Genomic DNA, 21,412 nt, shown 5'->3' on the forward strand with positions numbered 1-21,412 from the left:
TAAAGGCGGGTCAATCCATGAAAAAGATTTTACTTATTGAGGACGAAAGAAATTTAGCGCGTTTTATTGAGCTTGAGCTGCGTCATGAATCGTTTGAGACAGTTGTTTCTTATGATGGCAATAGTGGATTGGAGCGCGCCTTGCGAGAAGAGTGGGATGTTATTTTATTGGATCTTATGCTGCCTGGTATGGACGGACTAGAGGTTTGCAGGCGTATTCGTGAATCAAAAGCAACACCTATTCTTATGCTGACAGCGAGAGACAGCGTTACGGACCGAGTATCTGGCCTTGATAGCGGTGCGGACGATTATATCCCGAAACCGTTTGCGATTGAAGAGCTGCTTGCACGTCTACGCGTTGTATTTAGGAGACAGGATATGCTTGCATCAGATCAGCGTTCCATTTTGTCTTCAGGTGAGTTAAGTGTTGATTTAGACGCTAGAATCGTTAGCAGAGGCGAACTAATCATAGAGTTGACTAAGCGGGAATATGGATTGCTGCTTGCTTTCATGCAAAATCCGAATCGTGTGTTCTCACGCGAAACGCTGCTTGATACCGTATGGGGTTACGATGCGGCTGTCGATACGAATGTTGTTGATGTATATGTGAGATATTTGCGCAATAAGATTGATGTCCCTGGAGGAACGAGCTGCATTCAGACGCTGCGCGGTATTGGGTATGTGATGAAAAAATGAATAATTCGCGCGTAAGTTTCTCACGCATACCGATCAAGTGGAAGCTGACATTATGGTCGGCGCTGCTGCTATTTCTGCTATTTGCTGCTTATAACGCTGTTCAATATATGTTTGTAGAGAAGTGGATGAAGAAACAAGCAGAGACGACTACACAGGAAGATATGCGGGAAGTATTAAACTATTTGCTGGAAAAGGAGTTCACTTTCGACGAATCGGAACTGAGCTCGATCAGAGGTTTTCTTGAGAAAGTAAATGGTAAAAATCAGCTGATTCGCGTGCTTGATGAAGATGGAGCACCGATCATAATTGTCTCTGATAATCTAACAGAGCAGTGGTTAAATGCTTATCCTTCTTCGAGTTTAGCTGACAAAGGGTCGTGGTTTCTTGACCAAAACCTGCTGCTTATGCGCAGCCCTTTAACGATCTTCTCGTTTAACGGAACAATCGAAATTGTGAAAAACATTGAGGATTTTGAGAAGCTTAGTTCAGCTTTTTTTCGAATTATGTTAATTTGCTGTGTCGGTGCCATTGTTATTAGCGGCATCGGCGGAGGATTGCTGGCTCGTCAGCTGCTTAAGCCGCTTCAAGCGATGAATGTTGCCATGACCGGCGTAAAGCAGAAGGGCTTACAAGAAAGGGTTCAGCTAAACGAAAATAAAAATGATGAAATTGCAACGCTCATGAAGCTGTTTAATGAAATGATGGATCAGCTTGAGCGCTCGTTCGGGCAACAGAAACAATTTGTAGAGGATGCTTCTCATGAATTAAGAACGCCAATCGCCATTATTGAAGGTCATCTCGCACTGCTGCAGCGCTGGGGAAAGGATGACCCTGCAGTTCTGGAAGAGTCTTTGCAAGCTTCGTCGCAGGAAATTGCTCGACTGAAAGGACTTGTACAGGAGCTGCTCGCATTGTCACGTGCGGAGAAAGAGCCGACTTACGGAGATGAGATGAGCAGCCATTCGAAGCAGAAGATGGAACAGCTTATTAGAAATATAGAGGTGCTTCATCCGGAGTTCACTTTTCAAGCTGATTTGAGTCTTTTGTCAGACGTAGATCTATTTGTGTCTGAGCAGCATCTGGAGCAAATTATGCTCATCTTACTCGATAATGCAGTCAACTATTCGGGAGAAAGCCGAAAAATAGAGTTATGCTGCTTGCTAGGGGAAACGGATGTTGTCATACAAGTCACGGATTTTGGCGTAGGCATATCCGATCAGGATTTACCGCTCGTTATGAATCGTTTTTACCGGGCAGACCGTTCGAGGAGCGGCACAAGCGGCGGTCATGGACTCGGGCTGTCGATTGCGAACCGTTTGGTGCAACGATATGACGGTAGTTTGCTTATTGAAAGTAAACTTCATCAAGGTACAACCGTTTCAGCTATTTTTAAACGAGCTGCCCGAAAATGAATGTCGGGTAGCTTTTTTTTATTTTCACAGCATTTTCTCATTTTAGTCGGTTACAATAGGAACTGTTGAGTTGGTGGTAATGATTTTCATTATCAAATTAAAAGAGAGAATGAGAGGTATGACCAAGATGAAAAAGGATTATATCGTAAGTGTCGTATTGTTAACGATGCTGACAGTGCTCGTATTAGCAGGTTGTGGAGCGAATAATGCAGGAAACGATAAGACGAATGCTTCTTCGCCATCGCCAGAGGCGAGCCCAGCAACGACTGAAGCGGCTGGTGGAAGTAATGATACGAGTAAGAATAACGGCAAAGAGCAAGTCGTAAACGTGTTTACCGCAAGACATTACGATGTTGACAGCCAGTTGTTTGATGCCTTTACGAAAGAAACAGGCATTAAAGTCAATGAAATTAAAGGTACGGCAGAAGAGCTCGTTGAACGTTTGAAGCGAGAAGGAGAAAGCTCAGAAGCAGATCTGTTCATTACAGTAGATGGCGGCGTTCTAAATTATGCGAAGCAAAATGATGTGCTTCAGCCGATTCAATCCACAACGGTTGATAGCAATGTACCCGCAGAGCTGCGGGATAACGAGAACAATTGGGTTGGTATTGCAACCCGTGCACGAGTTATCGTTTATGCCAAAGATCGTGTAAAGCCGGAGCAGCTATCCACCTATGAAGATCTTGCAAGTGCTGCATGGAAAGGGAAAGTATTGGCGCGCTCGTCTGCCAGCCTTTACAATCAGTCGCTGCTTGCTTCATTCATCGAACTAAATGGAGAGCAAAAAGCTGAAGAATGGGCGAAGGGGATTGTAGCAAACTTTGCTCGTGATCCTGAAGGCGGAGATCGCGACCAAGCGAAAGCGGTCGTTGCTGGTCTAGGTGATGTTGCGATTATGAATACTTATTACGTTGGGCAAATGTTGAATTCGAAGGATGCGGAAGAGGTTAAGGTTGCTGAGAAAATTGGCGTATTCTTCCCGAACCAAGAAACGACAGGCACACATCTTAACATCAGCGGCGTAGGCCTTACTAAGCACGCTAAGAATAAAGATAACGCTGTTAAACTGATCGAATTCATGACAGGCAAGGATGGGCAAACGCTGTTAACGCAAGGAAGCTTCGAATTTCCTGTAAATGCTGCTGCAGAAAAGCCTGAGTTGTTAAAGGGCTGGGGTGACTTTAAAACACAGAAGCTGGATTTCTCCAAGCTGGGCGATCATAACAAAAAAGCAGTCGAGCTTCTGGCTAAGGTAGGCTGGAAATAATAATGATGGCTTCCATCTCTTTGCGAAATTTAAAGAGAATATTGAACGGCTGGGTTATATTGAGCGTAATAGGGGCCATCATGGCCCTTATTCCGTCTCTTTATATTTTTTTCGGTTTGTTTGACAAACCGAATGAAAACTGGAAGCAAATCAAAGAGTATATGCTGTTTGATTCTGTCGTTCAATCTTTCTATCTTGTAGTAGGATCGGTGTTTTTCTCCGTCGTCATCGGCGTGTCGCTTGCATGGCTTGTTGCAGCCTATGATTTCCCGATGCGGAAGTTTTTTCACTTTGCATTTTTGCTGCCACTGGCTATTCCTCCATATATTGCAGCTTATACTTACGGTTCTATGCTGAGCTATACGGGCAGCATACAAGTTTTTATGCGAAATACGCTCGGCGTAACCCCTAACCAAGCTTATTTTGATATATTGTCCATGAAAGGCGCTATTTTCATATTTTCAATGTTTTTATTTCCTTACATTTATTTGATGACCAAAACCTTTATGGAGAAGCAAAGCGCAGCTTTCATAGAAAACGCAAGATTGCTCGGCAAAGGGCAGCTTCATATTTTTTTTCGAATCGTATTGCCTTTGTCGCAGGCTGCAATTATCGGCGGAGCCAGCCTCGTCGCATTTGAGGTACTGAATGATTTTGGAGTAACCAAACATTTTGGCATTGCTTCGTTTACTGCAACAATTTTCAAAACATGGTTTGGTATGTATGACGTTGATTCTGCCCTGAGATTATCTGCACTCCTAATGAGCGCTATTATTGGTTTGTTTATTATGGAGAGACTGCTTCGCAGGCGAAAAATGTATCATTCCGCGACAAGCAAGCTCAATCCGCTTAAACGAAGGAAGTTATCCTATTTAGGATCAGCTGCTGCTATTTTTGTGAGCACGGTTATATTTGCCCTTTCGTTCGCTATTCCAGTAATTCAGCTCCTCGTTTGGGCGACATGGACATATCAAGATGTTTTGAACAGCAAATTTACGCAGCTCGTCTCCAACACGCTTTTGGTTTCCATTGTTGCGATTACCGTGTTGATGGTGCTTGCTGTTATTGCCGCCAATGTAAGCCGCAGCCTGAATCGGTCGCTTTTGTCGCTTGCAGCAACGAAGCTAATTTTAATGGGCTACTCTATCCCGGGTGCTGTTTTGTCCATTGGCGTGCTTGCTTTGTTTATTTCCCTAGACCATCAATTAAGCGGCGTCTATTCATGGTTAGGCTTTGGATCGAGCAAGCTCGTGCTCAGCATGTCGCTCGTGATGCTTATTTTCGCCTATGTAATCCGCTTCCTTGGTGTAGGATTTAATGCGGTGGAAGCGGGATTTGATAAAATAGGCAATCGTTATTCTGAAGCTTCCAGAACGCTCGGCAAAGGAATGACTGCGACTTTCTTCAAAGTGGATTTACCTTTAATAAAAGGCTCCATATTAGCAGGCTTCCTGCTTACCTTTATGGAAATGATGAAGGAGCTGCCGCTGACGCTGCTGCTGCGCCCGTTTAATTTTGAGACGCTAGCGACAAAAGCCTATCAATATGCAAGCGATGAGCAAATTCATCAAGCTTCGGTACCGTCTTTATTCATAATCACGGTGGGCATGGCAACTGTTTTTGTTTATCATTGGTTGGGAGAGAAGAAATCCAGATGAACTTTTTTGAGCTGACTAACGTTTCTTTTAGCTATGATAATGGGAAAAAGAGTGTATTAGAAAATTTTACGATGCAAATGCAGAAGGGTGAAGTGGTTGGAGTGCTTGGTCACAGCGGTTGCGGGAAAAGCACGCTGCTGCGGATTATAGCCGGGCTTGAGATTCCTGCCTCGGGACGTATTGCCGCTGGCGGCAGGGTTTTAGTGGATGATCAGCAGTTTATTCAGCCTGAGCAGCGCGGCATAGGCATGGTGTTTCAGGATTATGCGTTGTTTCCTCATCTGACTGTCGGTCAAAATATATTATTTGGTTTACATCGATTATCGAGAAAAGATAGATTCATACGGCTGGATGAAATGCTGGAGCTGATACAGTTAAATGATTTCGTTAAGCGTTATCCGCATGAGCTTAGCGGCGGTCAGCAGCAGCGTGTTGCTTTTGCTCGTGCGCTTGCCCCGTCTCCCTTGATGCTGTTGATGGATGAGCCATTTAGCAGTTTGGATGCACACTTAAAGCAAAGCATTCGGGAGGAGCTGAAGCGATTGCTTCACAAAGCCCAAATTACTTGTATGTTCGTCACCCATGATCAAGAGGATGCAGCTGCTATTTGCGATCGAATCATTCAAATCCCATATAGACAAACCCCAGCAATCCCGATATGATTGATTAAATAATCGCATAATTGAATAGAGAAGGTGCAAACAAAACCATGCTTTTGTTTGCTTAATAGGGAAGTCCGGTTCAATGCCGGCGCGGTCCCGCCACTGTATGTGAAGAGTGATTCTCTGCAAATGCCACTGTCCAATTCAAGGATGGGAAGGTGTGAGAATCGCGTTGACGCACGAGCCAGGAAACCTGCCTTTTTTATTTTGTTTCTCATTCTTCGGGGGTAAAGAATGTGGAGGCGTAATCGTTTTGCAGGACGCATCATATATTTTAGTTATATACGGTTGCTATTCTTACATTCGACATGCAGATCCCCTAATAGAAGGGGGTCTTTTTTTTATTGTTAAGGTTTGTGTGAATGAGACAAAAAGGAGTAGAAAAGAGACGATGGCAAAGATCTGCAAGAAATGGTTACCAAGCTTAATGATCCTATGGCTGGTTATTGGTTTATTAGCTGGCTGTGCCAGTCCGGCACAGAGCGTTAATTCCAATACCAATCAAGTACAAACCAGCAACGAAGGACAAGTGGGGCAAGAAGCGGATAAAGCCGCTGACGAGCAGCCAACGAGTACTTCAGCAGCAGAAACGGCAGAGGCAACGCAGATACCTAGCGAAGATAAAGATCAAGATAAAGCGAAGGCAACTGACAACGCTGGCGATAAGCAAGTTACGGCTTCCCCGAAGCCGAAGCAGACAAATGAGCCGAAATTGGATGATCCAAAAACGGAGCCTACAGCTTCTGCGAAACCAAACAAAACAGACAGTGTGGCTACTGCGAAGCCCGTCACGCCTGTTGCAACGCCGAATCCTGTGCAGACGGTTACGATTTCAATTGTCGCGGACAAAGATACGGGAACGGTGCTTGCACCAACAGCCGTAGAGTTCAAGAAGGATGATACCGTTCTAGATGTATTGAAGAAAATTACGAGAAAAAACAAAATACAAATGGAATACAGAGGTGTTAAAGGCGGCGCTTATATCGAAGGCATCGATAATATCTACGAATTCGATTTGGGCGCGAAAAGCGGCTGGATGTACCGAGTAAACGGTGAGTTTCCTAACAAGGGCGCCGGGGTTTACAAGGTTAATGAAGGCGATGTTATTGAATGGTTGTATACGACTGATCTTGGCGAGGATATAGGAGCAAAATTCGATGAATAGTGCGTTCGGTTCGGTACATCCGGTTACGAGCTTCAGTTATTATACAGGAGTCATTACATTCGGCATGCTCTTATTTCATCCTGTTTTTTTATTGACGTCACTTGCTGCGATTACGGTTATTATTGTCATTCATGGCGAAGGGAAGCGGCTGCTTAAGCTGCTTCCTTATTATGTTCTAATGGGCGGTTTGGTTGCTGTTCTTAACCCGCTGTTTTCTCATCGCGGGCGGCATATTTTATTTTATTTTATGGATCAGCCGATCACGTTGGAAGCTATTTTATATGGTGTGACGATGATGCTCTCTTTATTGTGTATTTTACTTGCCTTTGTATCGTTTCAACAGATTGTTACGACGGAGAAATGGATGTATTTATTTTCACGAGTCGCTCCGCGAACTGCACTGCTAACCTCGATGTCGATTCGGTTCGTACCGCTTTTCTTGCGGAGACTGGATCAAATTACTACGGTTCAACGAATAAAAGGGGTTTCGATTCTCGAAGGCAGCTTAAAAAAACGGAGCAAGGACGGCATGCTGCTCGTTCGTGTGCTGTTGACCTGGTCCTTGGAGGAGGCGCTTCAGACCGCTGATTCTATGAAAGCTAGAGGGTATGGCGCAGCTAAACGAAGCTCTTATGTCATCTATCGTATGGATCGTAGAGATTGGTATGTTCTTTTGTTTCTTGGAGCAATGGCACTAGTATGCATTTGGGGCTGGATGCAAGGTTTTGGTGTGCTTACTATTTACCCGCGTCTGGAAACAATGCAGTTTCATAGGGGGGAAGGCATTGCATACGCTTGCTATTGCGCCTTTCTTTTAACACCAGTCCTACTTGAAGAAATGGAGAGAAGGTCATGGAAGTAATTCAGGTTGATCAATTGACGTTCCATTATCCGGAATCAACGGTTGCAGCACTCGATAACATTACTTTAAATATCAAGCCAGGCGATTTTGTCGTTCTTTGCGGAGCATCCGGCTGCGGCAAAACGACGCTGCTTCGGCACTTGAAAAAAGAAACGCAGCCTACGGGGAAACGCTCAGGCACCATTAAGTATAATCGTGTATTGCTAGAGGAGCTGCCAGCGGTCGAAGCGGCAGAGCAGATCGGCATGGTATTTCAAAACCCTGAAAATCAAATTGTGATGGATCAGGTTTGGCATGAGCTGGCATTTTCCATGGAAAATGTCGGTTATGGGCAAGCGGTTATGCGTAAAAGACTAGCCGAAATGAGCCATTTCTTTGGGCTGGATGAGCTCATTAACAAATCCGTTCATGAAATATCGGGGGGACAGAAACAGCTGATCAATCTTGCTTCAGTATTGCTGCTGCAGCCAAAGCTGCTTCTATTAGATGAGCCCACCTCGCAGCTTGATCCGGTAGCGGCGCGAGATTTTCTGCAGTTTATTTATCGACTAAATCAGGAAATGTCGATGACGGTTATTATAAGCGAGCATCGGCTGGAGGATGTTATTCCACTTGCAGATCGAATCATTATGCTGGAGGAAGGCAAAGTGAAATACGACGCGCCGCCGAGGGAGCTATGCCGGCTCGTTGGTGCTGATGCAGCGCAAAAAGATATGCCATACCTGCCTTCCGTTACGAAGCTGTTTCTATCTACCCAGAAGGCTGGTGCCCTACCAGAAGCAAATCAAATTCCGCTAACCGTGCGTGAAGGGAAGAAGTGGCTCTCCAATGTTTTCGGCGTACATACAATAGGCGCAAATCATTCAGTAATCAACGAAAGCAGCGAGCTCGAAAAAAAGGAATGGCTGCTTGCTTGTGATGAAATAACGTTTAAATACGAAAAAGCGAGTACAGAGGTGTTGAAGAAGCTGTCGCTTAACGTTTACAAGCATGAGTTTTTGGCGGTGCTCGGCGGCAACGGGGCTGGAAAAACTACGATGCTGCAAATGATGGCCGGATTATTAAAGCCGCAGCGAGGCAAGCTGAAGCGGGATAAATCGGTTAATGTCGGTTATTTGGCGCAAAATCCACTGCTTTATTTTAGCTACGATACAGTTGAAGAAGAGCTTCAGCGGATGGCGGATTACGCCAAACTCGATGATCGGGATCGGAAAATAGCTCAGGTTGTCGATTCCCTGCAAATTTCCTCTATTTTGCCGAAGCATCCTTATGATTTGAGCGGAGGAGAGCAGCAGAGAGCGGCGCTCGCGTTAGTGCTGCTTGGTGAGCCGGATGTTCTATGCTTGGATGAGCCGACAAAGGGGCTAGATCCCATAGCCAAGCAGCGAACAGCGGAGCTGCTGCAGCAGTTATGCCAAGCTGGCAAAACCATTGTCATGGTCACGCATGATATTGAATTTGCTGCCGAGCATGCAACGCGCTGCGCGATGCTGTTTGATGGAGCAATATCTGCTGAGGCGGAGCCGGCACAATTTTTTGGCACTAATTATTTTTACACAACAGCCATCAATCGAACGGTACGGGAATGGCTGCCAGAAGCGCTGACGACAGAGGATGTGATTGCAACGTGGGCAAAATAAAGCTCTGGTTCATAGCCAGCATTGGATTGTTCATCGCAGCTATGGCTTTATCCTCTGCCATTACCGATGATCATTACTTAATGCTAAGTATCGTGTTGCTATTTGTCACGATGATTCCTTTTTTTGCAAGGTTTGAGAGACGGAAGATCGAAGCGCGCGAGATTGTTATCCTTGCTGTGCTGGCGGCCATTGCGGCCATCAGCCGCGTACCGTTTGCGCCGCTGCCGAGCGTTCAGCCCACATCCTTCGTCATCATTATTGCTGCGATTGTGTTTGGAGCTGAATCGGGCTTCATTATCGGCGCAATAGCTGCAGTCGTATCGAATATCTTTCTAGGTCAAGGCCCGTGGACACCGTGGCAAATGTTTTGCTGGGGGATGATCGGGGCTAGTGCTGGTTGGCTGCGGCATACTTGGCTCATTAAGACGAAGACCGGCTTGCTCATATTTGGTTTTGGATGGGGCTTCTTGTTTGGCTGGATTATGAATATTTGGTTTATCATCGGATTGCCGGACGCGCTGAGCTGGAATTTGATTTTTGTTGCCTACATTCAAAGCTTTTATTTTGATCTAGCGCATGCGCTGTCCAATGTTTTTTTCCTCGCCGTATTTGGGAGCAGCTGGATTGCCATTTTGCAGCGCTTCAAGAGGAAATACGGTTTATTGGAATCATAGTTTATACGCCATTTTCCCCTCGAGCTTATATTAATGCTACAATAGTATAAAAACACGAGGGGACGAATTCGGCTGCATAGCTAATCATATGCTCCGGAAAAAATGATGGATGATACAGAACCTCTTGCTGCCAAACCATGCGCCATTTGCAAGGAAACGAAACCGCTCTCTGAGTTTCTGCGGCGAACGGGCAAACGAGCCGGCGCTGGTGCAAGGCGCGGTGCATGCCGAGCTTGCAGGCAAGCGAAAGCGGCTTTAGCTCCATTGCCTGATGTTCAACTTAATGATTATAAAGCAATACGAAGAAAAGCTCATCCCAGCAAACCATTCCCGGTTCCACCGATGACATCCATAACGCTGCCGAATGATCCGGCAGCACTAAAGCCTACGCGTCAAGGTACGATTTGGATGAGAGGCAAGACGGATAAAGGACGGCGCTGGTATCAAGAAATTGAGCCAGAGCTTGCGATAACGCTGGTAAAGGAGCATGCTGCGGTTATCGTCAATCGCCATACGATACGCCGATTGTTCAGCAATAAGGAATTCCGGCGCTACATCTTGGAGCGTGACCATCACATTTGTTATTTTTGCGGGGAGCAGGGGGATACGATCGATCACATGCTGCCGCGCGCTAAAGGCGGGCATACAACGCCGGATAATTGCGTTTGTGCTTGCAATGCTTGCAACCAATCGAAGGCTGATCAAGACTTGCAAACGTTTATGAACGGTGATGAGCTTATTCCTTAGAAGCATTAATGAATGATTGAGTGATCCGTATGTTGTACTGCTTTCGTTACAACTGTCGTTTATACAAAAAAAGACTGCATAGTCCGCCTTGATGAAGGGCGACTACGCAGTCTTTCTTTTTATTAGATGCCTGCACTTGAAGCAAATAATTTAGCGAAACGGTTTAAAATCGCAGCAGCTTCCTTATGGAGCAGCGGATCTCTCGAACGGAAATCTGTACCTTTATCTGTTGATTTTATTTCTGGTCCATATAAACGAGCTCCAACAATGAATTGAACCGCTTCTTCGGCCCAAGCTGAAGTCTTGCCGCTCAGCTTCGCTGGAATGGGAGGGAAACCAAGAAAACGTGATAATCGATAGATAATGACAGCAGCTTCTTCCCTTGTAATCGATCGGTCAGGTTCAAACCTCTGGGCTGAAGTACCGCTTAATACGTGAATCTCTAGCAATGTTTGAATTTCTGATTCATATGGATGAGCCTTTAAATCCGTGAATTTAGAGGGTTGGTGTGATTTAGTAATACCTGCTAGTCGTACAATCTGAGCTGCGAATTGAGCACGAGTCGTTTTTCCTTCTGGTTCGAAAAGGGTAGATGTTGGATTCAAAACCCCGCCCAAATCACGTAAAGTATAAATGTCATCGGCATACGGATGATTGCGCGGTACATCTGAATAGGTAGGTGATGGGGTTATACGTTCACACCAAGCATCAATTAGCAAATAATAAAAGTATGAGATATTGCCAGCTTCATCTTTTTTAAATGCGCCAAGTTTTCCATCTTCATCTTGGAACAGCAGCTCGCCAACGGGTTTTAGTTTCCTGGTGCTATTGGGTCCGGCAACGGATAAATAACCATCTTCCGCCTTTACTTTGTAATAAACGAGCGGGGCGCGCAAATACTGGTAGCTGCCTTCAAAGCGTGCTAATTGTGCCTTGGTTAGTGCAATGGCAGGCCGCTCTTTCTCTGTTTGAGGGTAATAATGATCCATAAACGCGGCGAACAGCTGCTCACGTATATCGCTGGCATCGCTGTTCGTAACAACAAATCCGCCTACCTTTTGTTCCGGCAGCAGCCACATCCACGAATGATAGCCCTCCAAATCTCCGCCCTTTCCAATGACAGTCTCGCCATTAAAATGTTCTTGGAAAAACATCTCAAAACCTAAAGCCATGTTCGGAATTTCTGAATGAATGCCAACCTGTACCCGCTGCATCTCCTTAACTGTATTTTCCTGCAAAATACGATTTTCACCAAGCTTGCCGCCGTTTAACTGAGCGAGCATAAATTTGCTCATATCCGTGCCAGTTGCGAACATGCCCCCGTCTGGCGCTATTGTAGGCGTGAGCTGGTATTGCGGCCAAGGCTCCTTTAATTGGTTATAGCCGGTAGCAAGGTTTGCCAGCACTTTATCCGTCAACCGGAAATCACTGTTTGTCATTTGCAGCGGACGGAATATTTGATCATCAACGACTTGTTCGAAAGGCTTGCCTGTCACATTTTGCACGATTAATCCTTGATAATTGAAAGCTAAATTATCATAGCGATAAGCCGCTCCCGGCTTACGCACGATGGTAGGTAAATTCTCTTTAATATATTGTTCGAGAGGATAGTCTTTGCGGGTCGCATCTGGAGCAGTCAATACATCTGTTTTGTCGAAACCTGTTGTATGAGTCAATAAATGTCGCATCGTTAGTTTGCTGCCGGTCTCATTGGGAATCGTCACACCTTTCAAATAGGGGCTTACATCCTGATCCAAATCTATTTTGCCTTCTTCTACGAGCTGCATGACGGCTGTTGCTGTAAATACTTTGGATATGGAAGCTATTCTGAACATGGTTTTATCAGGATCAACAGGTTTCTTACTCTCCACATCGGCATAACCATAACCTTTGTTCAGCAGTACTTTATCATTGCCCACCACTACCACTGCACTTCCAGCTAGCGAGCTCGCAACCTCAGGACGATTAAAGAACTCATCGACAAACGCCTCAACTTCCTTAGCATCCTTGGGGCCAGTTGCACCTGCTGCCTCAACGCTCCTTGCAGGAAATGAGATGGCCGAAAAGGCGATCACTGCTGCGAGTAGGGCGGGAGCCCAAGCTTTCCTACTTTTCCTTCTTTGTTGAAACACCAACATCATTGATTTCCATCCTTTCAAGTAATATGTAATTTATTTCCTCTTAACTTTAATGGAATCGCCATTTCATCAAATCAGTCATTGGTCTAATTGTTACCTAGACTTTAGTCGAAAGGGTAGGTTTTGTTTGCAAGGTTTATGAAAATTGTTATTCGTTTGAGCTAGCAAATGAGACAAAGTGCAGCATTTATACGGCCAAATTCGACAATAACAAAAGTGTTATTTGTTATTCTAAAGTTATTTATTATTTGTATTGCAAAAATAATGTTATTTATGTTATCTTCTCAATAACGAAATGCAGCTTGTAAATTTACCCATGCAGCAAGATGCTCCTGTTCATGTAACTTAGCTACTTACGTCTACTAAACGTAGAAAGGAGGTGATGCATTTTTGAAAGCGTTTTCTGTCGGGACTGATTATACTATCGCAAGGCGGCACGTCCCAAAAGCATAGCTTCATCATTATGAATTAGAGGTGACGAATGAAATGGGTTTTAACTACCGATGGGGAACACGGAAGGTTTTGTTTTATGCTTTGATCCTAACGTTTGTTATGGGTGCCATTCCTCTCTACCCTTATGTAAACGCGACTGCATCTGCTTTTAAATATGAAGCAGCAAGTGCAGAAGTAGAGGGCGCAGCACAATTTTTAACTACAACTGCAGGAGGTGACATTGAATATATTGGAAACGGTTACATTTCATTTTTCACTGGTGATCCTGGAGCTGCAACCTTTCATGTTCAAGCAGCAGCAACTGGCTTATATAAGCTGAACATTGGTTATTACTCGCCTTATGGACGGAAGGTAACGTCGCTGCTCGTAAACGGTCAGAGCAACGGGGAGATTGAGCTGCCTGCGATTGCGGATGCTGGCTCTGTCTCGGCAGAAGCTTCCGCAGGGAAAGTTATGCTGAAGCAAGGCGACAATACGATTCGTTTTGAAAGAGGCTGGGGTTATTATGGCATTGAATACATTACACTTGAATCCGCGGATACCGTTATTGTGCCAGATACCAGCCAATATGAAGCGGAAGCGGGGATTTTGGCGGGTGGAGCAGAAATACGCTCTACTGGAAACGGCTATTCCGGCGACGGTTATGTTTTTATTCCAGGAGGATCTGTTCAGTTAAATGTATCGGCTCCTGCTGAAGGTTTTTATACACTGGAATTTGGTTACAGAGCTTCTTACGGCTTCAAAAAAACGCTAATAACCGTTAATAAAAAAGAAGCCGGGGCTTCAGGATTTGAAGTTGATCTTAATGAATCAGCTGAATTTGTTGAAATATCGGCAGGTAAGGTTTTTTTGAATGCAGGAAACAACACGATAACCTTTGATGCCAATTGGAGTTGGTATGACATTGATTATATAAAGCTCACTCCAATGCCTATCGAGAATAAAGAGCATCAGGTTCCAAAGTCGTTAATCAACCCCAATGCAACAAGGGAAGCGCGTGCGCTCATGAATTATTTAGTTGATAACTACGGCAAAAACATCATTTCCGGCCAGCAGGAATTATCTGATGCGGAGTGGATTTATGAAAAAACCGGCAAGCTTCCTGCGATGGTTTCCTTCGACCTTATCGACTATTCTCCTACTCGGGTAGCTCATGGTACGAAGTCAGAGGAAACAGAAAAAATGATGGAGTGGGCGGAAAGAGGCGGGATCGTATCCCTTTGCTGGCATTGGAATTCGCCAAACGGTTTAATCGATGTGCCGGGCAAAGAATGGTGGAGAGCCTTCTACACCGACTCCACAACGTTTGATGTTGAGTATGCGCTTAGTCATCCGGATTCAGAGGAGTATAAGCTGCTGCTCGGTGACATCGATGTGATTGCCATTCAGCTGAAGCGGCTTCAGGATGCTAATATTCCTGTTCTATGGAGACCGCTGCATGAGGCAGAGGGAGGCTGGTTCTGGTGGGGCGCCAAAGGACCAGAGTCTGCCAAGCAGCTATATCGATTGATGTATGAGCGGTTAACAAACGAGCATCAATTGAACAATTTGATTTGGGTGTGGAACTCCGTGTCATCCGACTGGTATCCAGGAGATGATGTGGTTGATATTATTAGCACCGACATTTACAACCAAGCAGGCGATTATAGCCCAAATATTAATAAATATGATCGTCTAGTAGAGGTCGTCAAGGATCGCAAGCTTGTGGCACTTCCGGAGACCGGAACGATTCCAGATCCTGATTTGCTGCCTTTATATGGTGCAGACTGGAGCTGGTTCAGCACATGGACGGGTGATTTTATAAGAAACGGTATTTATAATACGGCCGAGCATCTTACTCATGTCTTCAACCATGAGTATGTCATTACGCTCGATGAGCTGCCGAGCAACTTGTCAACCTATGGCTTGAAAGCGCCAGAGTGGATCAATGCTGAGTTACAAGCAGCAAATGTCAATCAAACGAACGCGACCTTGTCATGGAGCGGTGCATCAAGCGAGCAGGAAATCATAAATTATTTGATTTATAAAGACGGTATTCAACTGGCTGCGGTGAATGGCTCCAGCAGCAGCTATGAGGTTAGCGGACTAGCAGCGGGTACAAAATATACGTTTAAAGTAGAAGCGGCTACACGAGATGGAGTTTGGAGCGTTGGCGGTCCGCAGATTGAAGTAACCACTTTGTCTGAGCCCATCGTTACGCCGTCTAATCCAGACACAAGCCAGCCTCCTGCAGCGGGACCTGGCGGCAAACAAACGATTCAGCTTAATAGCGCAGAGTTTGAGGCAGCTGTCGCCAAAGCTCAAAAGGGTACAATCCTTGTTACCGGGACTCCAGCAGCAGGAGCTAAGGAGGTAAAGGTCAATATTCCAGCTGAGCAAATAGCCAAGGCTATAGACAAAGGTCTTGAGCGGATAGAAGTGAATATCGGTTATGCTGCGATTACAATTTCACTTTCCGAATTATCAAGCCATTTAAGCGGAACATCTGCAACGATTACGTTCACATTCGCTATTGTCGATCCATCCCAAATGAGCGATCTTGCCCAAGCTAAGCTTGGTGGCGCGCAGGTTTATGATTTGAATCTTGACATTGACGGAAAGAAAATAACAACATTTCATGCAGCATCTTTAAAAGTTGTTTTGAATTATTCATTGGCTACGGACGCAAATTCAAACACGATCGTGACATACCACATCAAAGAAAACGGCGAGCTTGAGGTTGTAAAAAACAGCTATTACGATGCAACAACAAAAAAAGTTATTTTTCATCCCACGCATTTCAGTCAATATGCAGCTGCGGCAGTAGATGTTTCATTCAAGGATAAAGGCTCATCCGCAGCAAGCCAGGACGCAATCGATTATTTGGCTGCAAGAGGAATCATACAGGGAAAAGGCAATGGTTTATTTAAGCCTCTTGACCTTGTGACAAGAGCGGAGTTTGTTCAAATCATTATTCAAGCGTTTGATTTGAATGACGATGCTGCCAGCAACACATTTAACGACGTTCCGAGTGATGGCTGGTATACCAAGGCTGTTTCAACAGCTCAAAAGCTCGGGCTTATTAAAGGAAAAGAAAACGGAAGTTTTGGTCCGCGCGAAGCCATGACTAAGCAGGATGCGGCAGCAGTGTTGGAACGCGTCGCCAAGCTTATTGGAAGTACAGCGGGGAAAAGTAATGATTCCATTTTAGCAAAGTCAGTTGTGAACCGTGAGCAAGCGGCTGAAATGGTTTCTAATTTGATGCGGTTTCTCGATTAAGGAAAACGAAGAAAGCAGCAGGTGATGAAAGGGGTGGTAGGCTCTCATAAATATGTCAACGTCTTTAAAGTAACAGGCAACCAGATCAAACACTAAGAACCTAGGGCTGCAAAACAAAAAAACAGTTGGAGGGATTTAGTTATTATGATGATCAGGAGATTGAAAATGACGTTTATGCTTGTGCTTATGCTAGCTTTGGTTGTGCCTTTTATCGCAACTGAACAAACCCATGCGGCTAACGGTTTTTATGTAAGCGGCAACAATTTGAAGGATGCAAACGGCAATAACTTTGTCATTCGAGGTGTCAATAATGCTCACGCATGGTTTGATACACAAGCGTATGATGCGCTAAGCACGATTAGCTCGAAAAAAGCGAACGCTGTTAGAATCGTCTGGACGACAAGCGGTTCGGCATCGCGGTTGCAGCAAATTATCGATCGTTGCAAACAGCTCGGCATGGTTGCCATTGTTGAACTGCATGATGCAACAGGCTCTAACAGCGCAACTGCTTTAAATAATATGGCTAGTTATTTTGCCAGCAGCGCGGTTAAAACGATTTTGACGAGCAATGAAAAGTATGTGCTCGTTAATATTGCTAATGAATGGGGCGATGGGAATCTTGCGGATACCGCTTGGCGCGATGCGTACAAGACGGCTATTTCAACCATTCGAAATGCTGGAATTCATAACACGATTATCGTTGATGCCTCAGGCTGGGGACAAAATTCTTCACCAATCAAAGCATATGGCAACGCGCTCCTCACTCATGATCCGGATCATAATGTCATGTTCTCCATTCATATGTATGGCTCATGGAATGATTCTTCTCGGATTGGCACGGAGCTGCAAGCGATTAAAAATTTAGGGTTGGCTGTTATGGTTGGAGAGTTTGGCTATAACTACAACAACGGCAATAACAACTTGGGAAGTCAAGTTAATGCACAAGAGGTCATGAACCAAAGTCAGGCGAAAGGCATCGGTTATATGGCATGGTCGTGGACAGGAAATGATTCGGCCAATTCGTGGCTGGATATGACGACAAGTGATTGGCAGACGCTTACTACATGGGGCAATCTTGTCATTAACGGAACAAATGGCATTGGGGCTACTTCTACAAAAGCTTCCGTGTTTAACAGCAGCAGCAGCTCTACGTTGTACGATTTTGAAGGTGGAAATGCACAAGGCTGGACGGCATCAAACGTTGCTGGCGGGCCATGGTCTGTAACCGAATGGGCGGCAAGCGGCAGCAGCTCGCTCAAAGCAGACGTTACGTTAGGCGGCGGTCAATTTTATTTGCAATATGCGGGTGCTAATAATTTCAGCGGCAAATCTTCTGTTTCTGTTAAAGTGAAGCATGCGGCATGGGGAAGCTTTGGCAGTGGCCTGCAGGCGAAGCTGTTTATTAAGACGGGCTCCGCTTACACTTGGTATGATTCAGGAACGGTAAACATCAATTCATCGGGGGCATCTACGATTTCACTGAGCTTATCTGGAGTAGCCAATTTGGGTGATGTGCGTGAAGTGGGCGTTCAGTTCATTTCACCTACTAACTCAAGCGGATCAACTTCGGTTTATGTAGACAGTGTTGTGCTGCAATAACGAAATGGATAGGTACTTATAGGATAGGGAGAGGAAGGAAGGCCTGCCGGATTTTTAGACGAAGCACTACTGCGAAAAGAGGATGACCGCGATGGTCATCCTCTTTTTATGTTTAGTTTCTGAAAATAATCTCAGCTTGAATAAGGGTTCTCTCGTAGCTCGTTGTTGCGTTGAGTATTCTCCAAAGCATCTGATCAACAGCACGTTTGCCGAGCAGCTCCTTATCTACATTAACAGTTGCCAAAAAAGGAATCTGAGGATGGGTATTGTCGAAACCGGTGAAAACGAGCGTTTCTGGAATATACATGCCGATATGTTTCAAGGTATCTAACGCAAAAGAGGCAAATATATCATTGGCGCAAACAAATACTTCAGGTAAACCATGCTCCTCAATAGCAGCTTTGAATGTATCGTGAAAGTTCTCAATTTCCGGTCCCATTAGGGAAGGAATTTGCTTTAGTTCAATATCATTGTCTTCGAGAGCTGAACGGAAACCAAGGAATCGTTCATAGAAGCTTTGTGCATCTCTAATGTTTCCTAAAAATTGATAGTTTTTGTACCCTTTTGTAATGACGGCGTTCATTATTTCTCTCATGCTGGACAAGTTATCTGTAAAAATCGAGTCGCAGTGAAAGTTTGGATCGTAATGATCGACCATCACGACAGGAATGCCGAGCCGTTTAATATCAAGCAGCACAGAGGTTGAAATAGAGCCTACAGTAATAATGCCCATAATTGCTTCAGGGTTTAAAAGTGAGAACATGGAGTCGTTAGTAGGCTCGGTTAATGTAAGGATGTTAATGCCCTTTTGGTTCAGCCTTGTAGATATGCCGTTAAATATTGGACCCCAATATAAGGAATCAGTATTTTGATAACGAACATTTGGGAAAAGCACTAGAATGGTTCCGGACCAGCTTCGTGATTCTGTATCCATCAGTTCGCTTGAAACAGGAGGCGTCTGAGCGTCCTTAAAATAACCAAGCTGTCCTGCAGCTCTTAATATCACTTCTCTTGTTTGTGGACTAACCCCCGATTTTCCGGCTAACCCTCGTGATACTGCGAATTTGGACAACCCTGTATAATCGGCAATTGATTGAATCGTTACCTTCCGGCGCATAAATTTCATCCTACCTTAATTAGTTAGTTTGCCAAGCCATCTATATGTAAAGAAGTCCATTATTATATGTGAAGAAATGCTAGTCATTATTTTACCGTATTGTTACTAACAATTAAACTTGTTTTTTAATTGCTAAAAAACATTAAACATCATTATTTTATTTAGAGTTTTATTTAGGAAGTTCATTCACCTCAATACTTTATTATTGTCTTTTTGTTATTTTGTTATGTAGATAAATATAGCTGTTTTTTCAAGGGTATACAAGCGATAAAACGGGATTTTGTTTATTTTTTTAGAAATATTAGTGCGATTAGATAACAGATAAAAAACAATTGACCAGTTTTGTTTTTGGTGTTATATTCGTTATGCAAAACAAAATAACAAATTACGGAAATCAAATAACGAAAAGGCGGTGAGGTTAGCTGTTTGGTTTTTCAAAGTTTAGGAATGAAAGCGCTTTTAAATGGAGATTTTTACTTTATACCAACTGAAGAATGTAAAAATGGGAGGTTCGGTCATGAGAAAAATACAAGGTTTGTCCATTTTGGTGTTATGTTTCATGCTCATACTTACAGCTTGCAGCGGCGGGAACGGTGGAAATAAAGGAACGAATAACGCTCCAAAAGAAAGCGCTGTCACTGATCCGACTGCAGCACCTGAGGAATCCACAGCAACACCAGAACCTGTCGATATGGGTGGACGCGTTATTAAAATAGCTGCATGGTGGGATTTGACACCAGCAGGAGCAACGGCTTCCGAGAAAGAGCGTCTCGCTAAAATTGAAGAAGTTGAAAAAAAATATAATGTGAAAATCGAATTCATAAACGTTCCTTTTGAAGAATACATGCCGAAGTTTACGGCTACTGTCCTGACAGGTGAGCCTTTTGCAGACATCGTTCAAATGGAATACAAAGCAGCATTGCCGGCTGTATTGAAAGGCCAGCTGCTTCCGATCAGCGAGTTTACAACTTCAGCTAATAACATCAACAACGATGCAAACTTGATGGCCAAAGCGCCTGCTATTGCTGGCGGCGAATATGCATTTGACAATCCAGGTTCAGGCGGTACAGCAATGCACTACAATCGCGATTTGTTTAAAAAACTTGGCCTTCCGGATCTTCAAGAGCTTTACACAGGCGGCCAATGGAACTGGGACAAGTTTTTGGAAATTGCAAAGCTAGCAACTAAGGATACAGACAATGACGGAAAAATTGACGTTTATGGCTTCTCAGGCTGGTCCATTGATATTTTCCGCAACTTTACTGCTGCAAACGGCGGCAAAATCGTTGACGAAGGAACAGGCGTTCAAGGCTTAACCGATCCAAAAACGATAGAAGCAGCAGAGTTTATGAACCGTTTATACAACGTTGAGAACGTTATGAAAATTAAAACCGGCGACAGAATGAATTATGAAGAGTTCAACACGTTCAAAGACGGCGATGTAGCGATGTTCCAAGCACCGGTATGGAACATTGGTGATTTAACGTTCGATATCGGCGTAGTGCCTATTCCGAACGGCCCTCAAGGAAGTCCTGAGGTTACTTATGCGAACCCAGCACAAGCGGCTAAATTTATTCCAAAAGGCGTAAAAGACGCGCAATTGGTTTACCAAATTTACGAAGAAACATTTGATATTACTCAAACGGAAGAGTTCCCTAGCCAAGAGTGGCTGGAAGGACTCTACAATCACGAGGAAGATGTAGCTATGCAGCGTGATCATATTACGAACACAGGCCAAATCTTGCTGGATGATGCTTATCCTGAATTCCCGACTGGAAAGTTCGTTACAGATATTATCGTAAACAATCAATCAGTGACTGCGACTGCAGAGAAGTATAAGCCGGAAGCAGAAGCGTCAATAGCCAAGCTTTCTAAGTAATTGAAGGCAGCGGTTTAATGTACAGGTCGGGGGACGTCTTTCATGACTTCCCCCGATTGTATGAGAACGAGGAAAATAAATGCTAGAAGATATATGGGCTTATATTTCACCATCAAACGTGAGCTTCCCCGCCTATGGACGGAGAAACCGTTTATGCATGTAAGGAGGACCTCTGGTGATAAGCAA

Annotated in this window: 15 protein-coding genes and 1 riboswitch; of the genes, 13 read left to right on the forward strand and 2 right to left on the reverse strand. The window is 44.4% G+C overall.

Annotated elements, in window-relative coordinates; genetic code table 11:
* Positions 1-17: 17 nt before the first annotated feature.
* The 10 genes from BK120_RS06415 (at position 18) to BK120_RS06460 (ending at position 10,782) form a co-directional block, all read left to right on the forward strand.
* Complete coding sequence (locus BK120_RS06415) at positions 18-695, forward strand: response regulator transcription factor (RefSeq protein ID WP_076266673.1); 678 nt, start codon at positions 18-20, stop codon at positions 693-695.
* Positions 692-2,107, forward strand: coding sequence for an ATP-binding protein (locus tag BK120_RS06420; protein WP_076266674.1), 1,416 nt, complete (start codon positions 692-694; stop codon positions 2,105-2,107). Before BK120_RS06415 ends, BK120_RS06420 begins: the two co-directional genes overlap by 4 nt.
* A gap of 127 nt (positions 2,108-2,234) precedes the next feature.
* Positions 2,235-3,374 (forward strand): Fe(3+) ABC transporter substrate-binding protein, encoded by a 1,140-nt coding sequence (locus BK120_RS06425; protein WP_076266675.1) that lies wholly within the window; start codon positions 2,235-2,237, stop codon positions 3,372-3,374.
* Between the two features lie 2 nt (positions 3,375-3,376).
* The gene (locus BK120_RS06430) at positions 3,377-5,032 is read left to right on the forward strand and encodes an ABC transporter permease (protein ID WP_076266676.1); all 1,656 of its coding nucleotides are present in this window, start codon (positions 3,377-3,379) and stop codon (positions 5,030-5,032) included.
* On the forward strand, positions 5,029-5,694 hold the full coding sequence (locus BK120_RS06435; protein ID WP_076266677.1) for an ABC transporter ATP-binding protein: 666 nt from the start codon (positions 5,029-5,031) through the stop codon (positions 5,692-5,694). Before BK120_RS06430 ends, BK120_RS06435 begins: the two co-directional genes overlap by 4 nt.
* Positions 5,695-5,708: 14 nt before the next feature.
* Positions 5,709-5,909: riboswitch (cobalamin riboswitch) on the forward strand.
* A gap of 176 nt (positions 5,910-6,085) precedes the next feature.
* Positions 6,086-6,859, forward strand: a complete 774-nt coding sequence (locus BK120_RS06440; RefSeq protein WP_076266678.1) for a DUF4430 domain-containing protein — start codon at positions 6,086-6,088, stop codon at positions 6,857-6,859.
* Positions 6,852-7,721: an energy-coupling factor transporter transmembrane component T gene (locus tag BK120_RS06445; RefSeq protein WP_076266679.1), complete on the forward strand. Its 870-nt coding sequence runs from the start codon at positions 6,852-6,854 to the stop codon at positions 7,719-7,721. The genes BK120_RS06440 and BK120_RS06445 overlap by 8 nt, the downstream gene beginning before the upstream one ends.
* On the forward strand, positions 7,712-9,361 hold the full coding sequence (locus BK120_RS06450) for an ABC transporter ATP-binding protein (protein ID WP_076266680.1): 1,650 nt from the start codon (positions 7,712-7,714) through the stop codon (positions 9,359-9,361). Before BK120_RS06445 ends, BK120_RS06450 begins: the two co-directional genes overlap by 10 nt.
* A complete protein-coding gene (locus BK120_RS06455; RefSeq protein WP_076266681.1) occupies positions 9,349-10,035 on the forward strand; it encodes an ECF transporter S component in 687 nt (228 codons plus the stop codon). The genes BK120_RS06450 and BK120_RS06455 overlap by 13 nt, the downstream gene beginning before the upstream one ends.
* A 102-nt stretch (positions 10,036-10,137) precedes the next feature.
* Complete coding sequence (locus BK120_RS06460) at positions 10,138-10,782, forward strand: HNH endonuclease (protein WP_076266682.1); 645 nt, start codon at positions 10,138-10,140, stop codon at positions 10,780-10,782.
* A 122-nt stretch (positions 10,783-10,904) separates the two neighbouring features.
* Here BK120_RS06460 and BK120_RS06465 read toward each other — a convergent pair whose 3' ends face one another.
* The gene (locus BK120_RS06465) at positions 10,905-12,923 is read right to left on the reverse strand and encodes a serine hydrolase domain-containing protein (protein WP_083681680.1); all 2,019 of its coding nucleotides are present in this window, start codon (positions 12,921-12,923) and stop codon (positions 10,905-10,907) included.
* A 483-nt stretch (positions 12,924-13,406) separates the two neighbouring features.
* Between BK120_RS06465 and BK120_RS06470 the strand changes: the two genes are divergently transcribed.
* Together BK120_RS06470 and BK120_RS06475 are read left to right on the forward strand one after the other, a co-directional pair.
* Complete coding sequence (locus BK120_RS06470) at positions 13,407-16,631, forward strand: glycosyl hydrolase (protein WP_076266683.1); 3,225 nt, start codon at positions 13,407-13,409, stop codon at positions 16,629-16,631.
* A gap of 165 nt (positions 16,632-16,796) precedes the next feature.
* Complete coding sequence (locus BK120_RS06475) at positions 16,797-18,230, forward strand: cellulase family glycosylhydrolase (RefSeq protein ID WP_076266684.1); 1,434 nt, start codon at positions 16,797-16,799, stop codon at positions 18,228-18,230.
* Positions 18,231-18,342: 112 nt separating this feature from the next.
* Here the strand turns inward: BK120_RS06475 and BK120_RS06480 are convergent, their stop codons facing one another.
* Entirely contained in the window at positions 18,343-19,347 is a 1,005-nt protein-coding gene (locus BK120_RS06480; RefSeq protein ID WP_076266685.1) for a LacI family DNA-binding transcriptional regulator, read from the reverse strand.
* Positions 19,348-19,864: 517 nt separating this feature from the next.
* On the opposite strand from BK120_RS06480, the gene BK120_RS06485 reads away from it, so the two are divergent.
* Positions 19,865-21,226, forward strand: coding sequence for an ABC transporter substrate-binding protein (locus BK120_RS06485; RefSeq protein WP_076266686.1), 1,362 nt, complete (start codon positions 19,865-19,867; stop codon positions 21,224-21,226).
* Positions 21,227-21,412 lie beyond the last annotated feature (186 nt).

The organism is Paenibacillus sp. FSL A5-0031 (genome assembly GCF_001956295.1).
Lineage (GTDB): Bacteria > Bacillota > Bacilli > Paenibacillales > Paenibacillaceae > Pristimantibacillus.

Excerpts from the sequence above, each read along its gene's own strand:
- BK120_RS06415 (WP_076266673.1), top strand. The coding sequence starts at position 18 with ATGAAAAAGATTTTACTTATTGAGGACGAAAGAAATTTAGCGCGTTTT.
- BK120_RS06420 (WP_076266674.1), top strand. The coding sequence starts at position 692 with ATGAATAATTCGCGCGTAAGTTTCTCACGCATACCGATCAAGTGGAAG.
- BK120_RS06425 (WP_076266675.1), top strand. The coding sequence starts at position 2,235 with ATGAAAAAGGATTATATCGTAAGTGTCGTATTGTTAACGATGCTGACA.
- BK120_RS06430 (WP_076266676.1), top strand. The coding sequence starts at position 3,377 with ATGATGGCTTCCATCTCTTTGCGAAATTTAAAGAGAATATTGAACGGC.
- BK120_RS06435 (WP_076266677.1), top strand. The coding sequence starts at position 5,029 with ATGAACTTTTTTGAGCTGACTAACGTTTCTTTTAGCTATGATAATGGG.
- BK120_RS06440 (WP_076266678.1), top strand. The coding sequence starts at position 6,086 with ATGGCAAAGATCTGCAAGAAATGGTTACCAAGCTTAATGATCCTATGG.
- BK120_RS06445 (WP_076266679.1), top strand. The coding sequence starts at position 6,852 with ATGAATAGTGCGTTCGGTTCGGTACATCCGGTTACGAGCTTCAGTTAT.
- BK120_RS06450 (WP_076266680.1), top strand. The coding sequence starts at position 7,712 with ATGGAAGTAATTCAGGTTGATCAATTGACGTTCCATTATCCGGAATCA.
- BK120_RS06460 (WP_076266682.1), top strand. The coding sequence starts at position 10,138 with ATGATGGATGATACAGAACCTCTTGCTGCCAAACCATGCGCCATTTGC.
- BK120_RS06465 (WP_083681680.1), bottom strand. The coding sequence starts at position 12,923 with ATGATGTTGGTGTTTCAACAAAGAAGGAAAAGTAGGAAAGCTTGGGCT.
- BK120_RS06470 (WP_076266683.1), top strand. The coding sequence starts at position 13,407 with ATGGGTTTTAACTACCGATGGGGAACACGGAAGGTTTTGTTTTATGCT.
- BK120_RS06475 (WP_076266684.1), top strand. The coding sequence starts at position 16,797 with ATGACGTTTATGCTTGTGCTTATGCTAGCTTTGGTTGTGCCTTTTATC.
- BK120_RS06480 (WP_076266685.1), bottom strand. The coding sequence starts at position 19,347 with ATGCGCCGGAAGGTAACGATTCAATCAATTGCCGATTATACAGGGTTG.
- BK120_RS06485 (WP_076266686.1), top strand. The coding sequence starts at position 19,865 with ATGAGAAAAATACAAGGTTTGTCCATTTTGGTGTTATGTTTCATGCTC.